Origin of the sequence: Paraburkholderia ginsengisoli NBRC 100965 (assembly GCF_000739735.1) — a bacterium.
Classification (GTDB): Bacteria; Pseudomonadota; Gammaproteobacteria; order Burkholderiales; family Burkholderiaceae; genus Paraburkholderia; species Paraburkholderia ginsengisoli.
Map to the genome: position 1 here is coordinate 48378 of NZ_BBJF01000026.1, position 8959 is coordinate 57336.

At 62.0% G+C, this 8959-nt stretch carries 6 protein-coding genes; 1 reads left to right on the forward strand and 5 read right to left on the reverse strand.

The genetic code is table 11. The features are described from left to right. Positions 1-17 precede the first annotated feature (17 nt). The 4 genes from BGI01S_RS27610 to norR all read right to left on the reverse strand — a co-directional run bounded on the left by BGI01S_RS27610 (position 18) and on the right by norR (position 5885). Positions 18-1172, reverse strand: a complete 1155-nt coding sequence (locus BGI01S_RS27610) for an acyl-CoA dehydrogenase family protein (RefSeq protein WP_042329579.1) — start codon at positions 1170-1172, stop codon at positions 18-20. Positions 1173-1217: 45 nt separating this feature from the next. Continuing rightward, entirely contained in the window at positions 1218-2408 is a 1191-nt protein-coding gene (locus tag BGI01S_RS27615; RefSeq protein ID WP_042329580.1) for an ABC transporter substrate-binding protein, read from the reverse strand. A gap of 112 nt (positions 2409-2520) precedes the next feature. Next, positions 2521-4056 (reverse strand): class I adenylate-forming enzyme family protein, encoded by a 1536-nt coding sequence (locus BGI01S_RS27620; RefSeq protein ID WP_042329581.1) that lies wholly within the window; start codon positions 4054-4056, stop codon positions 2521-2523. A 236-nt stretch (positions 4057-4292) separates the two neighbouring features. Next, complete coding sequence (gene norR / locus BGI01S_RS27625; protein ID WP_042329582.1) at positions 4293-5885, reverse strand: nitric oxide reductase transcriptional regulator NorR; 1593 nt, start codon at positions 5883-5885, stop codon at positions 4293-4295. A 110-nt stretch (positions 5886-5995) separates the two neighbouring features. Here norR and hmpA point away from each other — a divergent pair, with 110 nt between their 5' ends. Next, on the forward strand, positions 5996-7177 hold the full coding sequence (gene hmpA, locus BGI01S_RS27630; protein WP_042329583.1) for an NO-inducible flavohemoprotein: 1182 nt from the start codon (positions 5996-5998) through the stop codon (positions 7175-7177). A gap of 291 nt (positions 7178-7468) precedes the next feature. Here the strand turns inward: hmpA and BGI01S_RS27635 are convergent, their stop codons facing one another. Continuing rightward, positions 7469-8506 carry a transporter gene (locus tag BGI01S_RS27635; RefSeq protein WP_042329584.1) on the reverse strand — a complete coding sequence of 346 codons (1038 nt, stop codon included), beginning with the start codon at positions 8504-8506 and terminating at the stop codon, positions 7469-7471. Positions 8507-8959: the final 453 nt, after the last annotated feature.

Consider the following 8959-nt stretch of genomic DNA (forward strand, 5'->3'; position numbering starts at 1 on the left):
GTGCGTGGCTTGCTTCGTTACCGCGCCGCGGCCCGCATCATGTTGCGTGCGATCACGATCTGCTGAATCTGGCTGGTGCCTTCGTAAATCCGAAACAACCTCACGTCGCGATAGAAACGCTCAACGCCGTAGTCGGCCATATAACCCGCGCCGCCATGAATCTGCACAGCGCGATCTGCGACCCGTCCGCACATTTCCGACGCGAACAGTTTCGCGCACGATGCCTCGGTGCTGACGTTCTCGCCGGCATCGCGTTTGCGCGCCGCGTCGAGCACCATGCAGCGCGCCGCGTACAGCTCCGTCTGACTGTCGGCGAGCATCGCCTGAATTAGCTGAAATTCGGCGATCGGCTGGCCGAACTGCTTGCGTTCCATCGCGTAGCGCAACGCATCGTCGAGCACGCGCTGCGCGACGCCCACGCAGATCGCCGCGATATGAATGCGGCCTTTGTCGAGTACCTTCATCGCCGTCTTGAAGCCGACGCCTTCCTTGCCGCCGATCACGTTGTGCGCCGGCACGCGGCAGTTCTCGAAGATCACATCGCAGGTATGCGCGCCTTTCTGACCCATCTTGCGGTCGCGCTTACCGAAGCTGATACCCGGCGTGTCCGCTTCGACAATGAATGCGCTAATACCGCTCGCACGCGGCTCGTCGGGATTGGTGCGCGCCATCAGCGTAAAAATGCCGGCTTGCGGTGCGTTGGTGATGAAGCGCTTCGTGCCGTTCACCACGTAGTGATCGCCATCACGCACAGCGCGCGTTTTCAGCGACGCGGCGTCCGAGCCCGATTCCGGCTCCGTCAATGCAAAGCTCGCAATCGTCGCGCCGCTCGCGAGCTTCGGCAGCCACTTCGCTTTCTGCTCGTCAGTGCCATCGATCACGATGCCTTGCGAGCCGATGCCGACCGTCGTGCCGATGATCGAGCGAAACGCGGGCGAGGTCTTGCCGAGTTCGAACATGACGAGCACTTCTTCCTCCATCGTCAGATCGAGGCCGCCGTATTGCTCGGGAATCGTCAGCCCGAAGAGGCCGAGCGCCTTCATGTCGTCGACGATATCGGCGGGAATCTCGTCGGTTTCGGCGACGCGCTCTTCGTTCGGCACGAGCCGCTCGCGCACGAAGCGCGCAACGTTGTCGAGCAGAACGTTCATGGTTTCCTGATCGCGGATCATCGCTGCATTACCTCTTTCGTGATGGCGTGTTGGACGGCGCGCGGCTTACCACGGCACACCTGGATAGACGGGTTTGGCGGTCGCGTAGTCGGCGGGCCACACCACGGCGAGCTTGCCGTCGTGGGCGAACTGGCCCATGTGCGCGACGTAGCCGGGGTTGTCGCCGCGCGCGTCGAAGCTGACCTTGCCGAGGAAGGTCCCATCGCCGGCACTCTGACGCAGACTATCCGCGAGGCCGCCTTTGTCGAGCGTGCCGGCCTTCTGCGCGCGGGCAATCGCTTCGAACAGCAACTGCGCGTAAGCGAACGACGTCTGCGACTGATAGTTCGAATCGCTGTTGAAGAGCCGTTTGTAGGTATCGGAGAACTCGCGCTGATCAGCCGAGCGATAGTCCGCCGGGGAAGCGAGCACGGTCGCGCCGTACACGTTCGGCACCAGATCGGGAAACGAAGCGGCCATCTTCGGGCTCGCGAACGCCCACGGCGCGGCGATCGCCTTCAGGTTCGGCTTGAGCACTTTCGCGGCGCGCAGAATGCCGACGTAGTCGTTCTCGTAGCCGATCATCGCCATCGCGTCCGACTTGTCCTGCAGCTTGACCTTGTTGACGATCGGCTTGAAGTCGGTCATCGACGGGTCGAACGCGTGCAGCGTGGTCGTCATGCCTTTGGCCTTGAGCGCGTTGTCGAGTTGCTGGGCGAGGTCGCTCGTCGCGTCCTTCGTCGAGTAGACGATCGACACCGACTTCACGCCGAGTTGCTGGAACAGGCCGAGCATGCCCTTGGTATAACCGGGCGTGTTGCTGACGCGAAAGAAGTTCTTCAGGCCGCGGCGCACCATGTCGTCACTGGTGCCGCCTGAAGTCATGTAGACGATGCCGGCCTTGCTCGCCGCTTCGGACGCCGGACCCGCGCAATTGGAATTGGCCGCGCCTGCTATTGCGAGCACGTTTTGTGACGCGAGCTTCTCGACGGCGGCAACGGCCTTGGCCGGATTCGATTCGTCGTCGATCGCAACCAGCGTGACCTTGTTTTGCGGATTGCGGCGATTGTAGACATCGGCGGCGACCTGGATGCCACGATACATTTCGGTGCCGGCCTGCGCGAGCGAACCGGTCAGCGGCAACTCGACGCCGACGCGCCATTCGGCAGCGTTTGCCCCGGCGCACACGCCGGCGAACAGGCTTGCACTGGCGAGAAAGCTCGCGGCCATCCGGCCGCGCAACGCGAACTGCTTCATGTCTCCTCCGTAGCCTTGATTGGCCTGTTTTCGAGGTGCTGCTCCCGCCGCCGTGGTTGGCGATGAGCACGCCATGCCGCGCGGCGCGGCGGCATGGCGTGCTCGTGCGCTTTTAGTGCGCCTGCAATTCTCCGGCGAGCGCCCGTAGTTTCTGCTTGAGCAGCTTGCCGCTCGCGGTGGTCGGAATCGCATCGATGCGGACGATGCGCGCGGGCCGCTTGTATGCGGATAGCCGGTCGGCCAGGTAGTCCTGCAGTTCTTCGACGTCGAACTCGGCGTCTTCCTTCAGTTCTACGAACGCAATCACTTCCTCATTGCCGTCGCTGGTCGCACGGCCCACGACGGCCGATTGCCTGATCGACTCGTGTGTGTTGATGACCGACTCGACTTCGATCGGATAGACGTTGAAGCCGGAGCGAATGATCAGGTCCTTGGTGCGGCCGACGATGAATAGCGCGCCGTCGTCGCCGAGGCGGCCGATGTCGCCGGTGTTCAGCCAGCCGCCGGGGCGCAAGGCCTCAGCGGTTTGCTCCGGCGCGCGGTAGTAGCCGCGCATGACGCCGGGGCCGCGCACCCACAACTCACCCGGTGTGCCGCGCTCGACGTCGTTGTGCTCGGCATCGACGATGCGCAGTTCCGCACCCTCGACGATCTCGCCCGACGAGCAATCCTGGCGCGGCCGCTCCATACGCGTGATGAACAGCGAGCCCGCGTATTCGGTCATCCCGTAGCCGTGATGCAGCGGCTGACCGAACAGCGCCTCGACATCCTTCTTCAAGGTCGGGTCGAGCGGACCACCGCCGGTGTACAGATAGCGCAGCTTCGACGTGAAGCGCAAACCGCCCTGCTCGCGCACTTGCGCGACGATGCGCGTGAACATGGTGGGCACGCCTTGCAGGATCGAGATTTCGTCGGCGGCGAGCGCGGCGAGTACTTCTTCCGCGCTGAAGCGCGCGGCGAGCAACAGGCTCGCGCCGGCCTGGAAAGTCGCCAGCAGCAATGTGGCGAGGCCGAAGATGTGCGACATCGGCATGACCGCGTACGCGCAATCGGCGGGCGTCATGTTGCGCGAACTCGCCGAGACGCGTGCGAAATGCAGCAAGCCGCGATGCGTGGCCATCACGCCCTTCGGCTTACCGGTCGTGCCCGACGTGTAGATCAACAACGCCACCTCACGCGCCAGTGCTTCCGGCTCAGGTATCGCCGTGGCGTCATGCGCGCCGAGCATCAATGGCCCCAGCCCTTCCGGTGCGATTTCGCGGGCGCGATAGCGCACACCGTGACGTACCGCATCGGGTGAAGCCGAGTGCGTGAAGATCATCAGACGCGGCGTGCAGTGTTCGCGGATCGCCTCGATCTCGCGCTCGGACAGGCGCGCGTTGACGATCGCAGGCCACGCGCCCAGCTCCGACAGCGCGAACAGCAGCGTGATAACCGCCGTGCAGTTTTCCGCGACGATCATCACACGGTCGCCGCTGTCGACGCCCTGCTCGCGCAGGAATCGCGATGCCGCTTCGACGTTCTGCCACAGACGTCCAAAGCTCAACTGCGCGCCCTCTTCACGGATCGCAATTGCGTCGGGCGTGGCCGCCGCCCAGTGACGCGCAATGTCGCTGATCTTGTGCGGCTCCGGTCCAGCCAATGTCATGGTCCCTATCCCCTGTGCTGCGCGACGCGTGAATGCGCCGCTCGACTGGATGCCAGTGTGTTCGAGCCGCGCGGCGCTCACAATTTGTTTTCAGCGAAGTGGGGATTCGGCGTGGCTTAACCTGGTAGTTTTACTGACCTGCGTTCGGGGGGTTAAAGGGTGTGGGGAAAAGCGGTGAAGGTGTTCCGTTGACGTCAGGTCGCCGTCGATGCGCTCTCGTCATCGACCACCGCGGCTCATTTAAGCCCAAGCCGCCTGGCCAGACGATTCAGATTCGCCCGGTCGAGCCCGAGTTCACGCGCAACCGCCGCCCAATTCTGCTTGTTGCGTGCGAGCGCGTCGAGCACGACGGAACGCTCGAACTCCGTCACTGCGCTGCGAAAATCCTTCGGCTCGCTCGTCTGCGTGTCGGCGGATGCCTGACTCTTTTCTTCGCCCGGCGTGTCGGACAGCGCAAAGTCCGCCGCGCTCAGCGTGAGAATACGGCGATGCTCACGATTCGCTGCGAGCGCCTTGAGCGCACTGCGGCCAATCAGATGCTCGAGTTCGCGCACATTGCCCGGCCACGGATAGCGCAATAACGCGGCCTGCGCGTCCGCCGCGAGCCGCAGACTCAGCAGACCCAGCCGCGAGCGATTCTCTTCGAGGAAAAAGCCCGCCAGCAGCAGCACGTCGCGGCCTCGTTCGCGCAGGGGAGGCACGCGCAACGGATAGACACTCAGACGATGATAGAAGTCCGCGCGAAACCGGCCCGCTCGCACCTCTTCCGCGAGATCGCGATTCGTCGCCGTGATCAGCCGCACGTCGACTTTATGTTCGTGGTCCGAACCAATTCGCTGCAACTGGCCGTTCTGAAGCACTCGCAAGAGTTTTGCCTGCACGGTTAGCGGCAGCTCTCCCACTTCGTCGAGGAAAATCGTACCGCCGTCAGCGAGTTCGAATTTGCCGCGCCGATCCGACGACGCGCCCGAGAACGCGCCGCGCACGTGCCCGAACAGTTCACTTTCGACCAGCGTGTCCGGCAACGCCGCGCAGTTCAGGCTCACTAGCGGCTTATTCGCCCGCGGCGACAACGCATGAATCGCATTCGCCACCAGTTCCTTGCCGACGCCGGTCTCGCCGGTGATCAGCACGGTCAGATCGCTCGCGGCGACGACCTCGATCTCCTTGATCATGTGGAAATGCGCGTCGCTGCTGCCGATCATCTCACGCCGGCTCTGACTGCTCGCCTGCCGGTACGCTTCGGCGCGAAGACGCGCCTCTTCTCCGCTGCGAGCCAGTGTGTCGATTCGCTCGACGACACTCACCGTCGCGGCGGCAAGCCCGAGGAACGCCCGCAGCGAGGCCATGTCGATCGCGTCGAAGCGCGCCGGGTCCAATGCGTCGAGTGTGAGCAGGCCCCACGGCCGGCCGCGAATAAAGAGCGGACAACCAAGGCAGTCATGGACTTCGAGGTGCCCGGCCATGCCTTGCACGAGGCCGTCATAAGGGTCGGGCAATTCGGAGTCGGCCGCGAAGCGGGTCGGCTCGGGCCGTGACAGCAGTTGCTCGAAGCGCGGATGTTCGCTGATCCGAAAGCGTCGCCCCAACGTATCGCTACTCAAACCGTCGATCGCGAGCGGCACCAGCGTGTCGCCTTCGATGCGCAACAGAGCGGCAGCGTCGCCCGGAAACAGCGTGCGCAGACTGCTGAGCAGGCGGCGATAACGCTCACGGTCGGAGAGTTCGCGCGACAGATCGAGGATCAGCGGCGTCAGGGCGTCGAGTAGCGCTTTCGCAGTCAGATTGACTCCTTCAGGAGTCTTTTTGACCAGGGTCGAATCGACCATATTCGTATCCAGATCTTTGATTTGACTGCATTTTATACCTGGCACAGAACATGGATAGTAAGTCCCGTCTTGAGCAGGCCAGTTCAATCACTCATCACCAAAGGACTTCTATGCTTTCCGCCGACCACCGCGCCATTGTCAAAGCAACCGTTCCTCTTCTCGAAAGCGGAGGCGAGGCACTGACCACGCACTTCTACAACATCATGCTGGACGAACATCCGGAAGTGCGCCCGCTGTTCAATCAGGCCAATCAGGCAAGCGGCGCGCAGCCTCGCGCGTTGGCCAACGGCGTGCTGATGTACGCACATCATATCGATCAACTCGATCAACTGGGTGGCCTGGTCTCGCAGATCATCAACAAGCACGCGTCGCTGAATATTCTGCCGGAGCACTATCCGATTGTCGGGCAGTGTCTGCTGCGCTCCATCCGCGAAGTACTCGGTGAAGCAATCGCCACCGACGCGGTTATCGAAGCATGGGGCGCGGCCTATCAGCAACTCGCCGATCTGCTGATCGGGCTCGAAGAACAGATCTACGCCGGACGCGAAGCGGCGCCGGGTGGATGGCGCGGCACGCGTCTGTTCCGGGTCGCGCGCAAAGTGCGTGAGAGCGATGAGATCACGTCGTTCTATCTGCGTCCTGACGACGGCGGCGAGTTGCTCGCGTTTCATCCTGGGCAGTACATCGGTGTGCGACTGGTAATTGATGGAGAAGAAGTGCGCCGCAATTATTCGCTCTCCGCAAGGGCGAATGGGCGGGAGTACCGCATTAGCGTGAAGCGCGAACCGAATGGCAAGGTGTCGAACTATCTGCATACGCGCATCGACGAGAATGACGCGGTGGAACTGTTCGCGCCGGCCGGCGACTTCAGGCTCGAACATACCGACAAGCCGCTGGTGCTGATCAGCGGCGGCGTCGGCATCACGCCGACGCTGGCAATGCTGCAAGCCGCGCTGGACACCGATCGTCCGGTGCACTTCATCCATTCTGCGCGTCATGGCGGTGTTCATGCGTTCCGCGACGCAATTGAAGCAATGGCCGCGCGCTATCCGCAACTGAAGCGCTTCTATTGCTACGAGCAACGTCGGGCGGGCGATGCCGACGCGCACGGCATCGGCTATCTCGACGAGACTCGACTTGCCGAATGGCTGCCGGTAACGCGGGATGTCGACGTCTATTTCCTCGGGCCGACAGCGTTCATGAAGGCCGTGAAGAAGCATCTCAAGGCGATCGGCGTGCCGGAGTCGCAAAGCCGTTATGAGTTCTTTGGGCCGGCTTCCGCGCTTGAATAAGACTGTTGGTAATTAGGTGCGTTTAGTGGTCGGGACGGGGTGGCTTCCGGAATCGAGTTCCAGCGGAATACGCGTGAAGTCGTGGTAGAAACGCGGTCCGCAAGATAAAGCGATTTCCTGTTCCGGCGGACATGGGGCGCCGTTGGCATTAACCTGCCGGCGGCGTGTTCGTTAGCGGAGTTATTCGTTGCTCTACGCAGCATGTGCGTCTGCATCGAGCTTCCGATTGCCGCTTCCTACGCTGGCTCCGTGCCGGATCGCCTGAATTGACTGTCCCAACGACCCGCGCTTCTACCGTTCCTTGCGTCGGCGAAATGCCCACCATCCGGCTAGCCCCGTGAAGCCGGCCACCAGCAGCACCATCACCCAGAAGCCGTGACGATTTTCGGCGAGCGGAATGCCGCCCACGTTCATGCCGAAGAAGCCCGCAACGATATTGATCGGCATCGCCAGCACCGTCACCAAGGTCAGCGTGAACAGCGTACGGTTGTTCTGCTCCTCCAGGCGGGAGATGATTTCCTCCTGCAATAGCCTGACGCGTTCGATCAATCCGGCCACATCGGAGAGAACAACGGAGAACTCTTCCGTCGATTCACGCAGATCCTGGACATCTTCCTGTTGAAGCCAACGCGGCGGCCTTGCCAGCAAACGGAAGATTGCGCCAGGCTCCGGCGCGAGCATGCGCTGCAACCGCGTCAGCATACGACGCATTGCGCCGAGGTCGAGCCGGTTCTGTGTCGGCCGTTGCGAAAGGAACCGGTCCTCGATCCGGTCGACATCGGCGCTGGTGCGCCGAACGATCTGCACCAGCAAGTCAGCCTGGTCACGCATCAGGTGGACGAGTAATTCCGCAGGTGACCTGAATATTTCTCCTTCTCTGACCGATGCACGCAGGCGGTCCACTGAACGTAGCGGCTTGAGGCGCGCAGTGACAATGATTCGCTGATTCGCGTAGATCCATAACGTTGCGATCTCGGAGGGGATGAACTCGAGATTGAACATGACGTCATTAACGACCGCGCGTAGGGCGCCGTCCGCATGTTCGATACGCGTCGAGTGAGAACCCTCGCGCAACGCATCGAAGAACGCCTCGGGCAAATCGAGTTGCGCTCTCATCCAGCGTTCGCTTGCGCTATGCGCCAGATTGAAATGCAGCCAGAGAAACTCGCTCGCCTCGGTCGCGTCATCGCGCGCTTCCTGTTCACGCAGCCATTCGACGACCTGGTCCGCGTCTATCAGCTGCTCCGCGCGGGTCGAAGAAAAGCGGAAGCCGCACACCATGCCGGACGAATCGGCACCGTAGGTTTGCAATAGCAGATCAGATTTCATAGGTCGTTCAGCATTTGCTTCCCGTGTCGGACCGGCACCCGGTCATTACCGGCTGAGATTGAATCCCGACGAACGCGCCACGATTCCAGGTTTCAGTGCCGCGCGGATCGAATTGGAACGAAATGCCTGAGCATATCGCGGCCGGTCGAAAGAAGGTTAACCCGATAGTTTTCGTGTTTATTAATCAGGGGCTTACGTTCAGGCGATTGAAACGGGATGGTCACAGGAACGTCATATGGGGACTTTTGGCGCGGCGTTATCGAAAGTCTCACAGTTGCGAATGCCGCTTGGCGGCAACTGCTTGAGTGACTCGATTTGCGCGAGTTGACGCCTCGATACGCCGGCCAGGCGATGTGCAGATGATAGAGAGGTGGGTGAGGATTTGTGACTGTGGCTGCATTGTCTGCGTCTCCTGCCACACGAAACGTGAGTCGAGATTGCATGCCTGCGCCG

Coding starts and splice junctions, on each gene's coding strand:
- hmpA (WP_042329583.1), top strand. CDS start 5,996: ATGCTTTCCGCCGACCACCGCGCCATTGTCAAAGCAACCGTTCCTCTT.
- BGI01S_RS27620 (WP_042329581.1), bottom strand. CDS start 4,056: ATGACATTGGCTGGACCGGAGCCGCACAAGATCAGCGACATTGCGCGT.
- BGI01S_RS27615 (WP_042329580.1), bottom strand. CDS start 2,408: ATGAAGCAGTTCGCGTTGCGCGGCCGGATGGCCGCGAGCTTTCTCGCC.
- BGI01S_RS27610 (WP_042329579.1), bottom strand. CDS start 1,172: ATGATCCGCGATCAGGAAACCATGAACGTTCTGCTCGACAACGTTGCG.
- BGI01S_RS27635 (WP_042329584.1), bottom strand. CDS start 8,506: ATGAAATCTGATCTGCTATTGCAAACCTACGGTGCCGATTCGTCCGGC.
- norR (WP_042329582.1), bottom strand. CDS start 5,885: ATGGTCGATTCGACCCTGGTCAAAAAGACTCCTGAAGGAGTCAATCTG.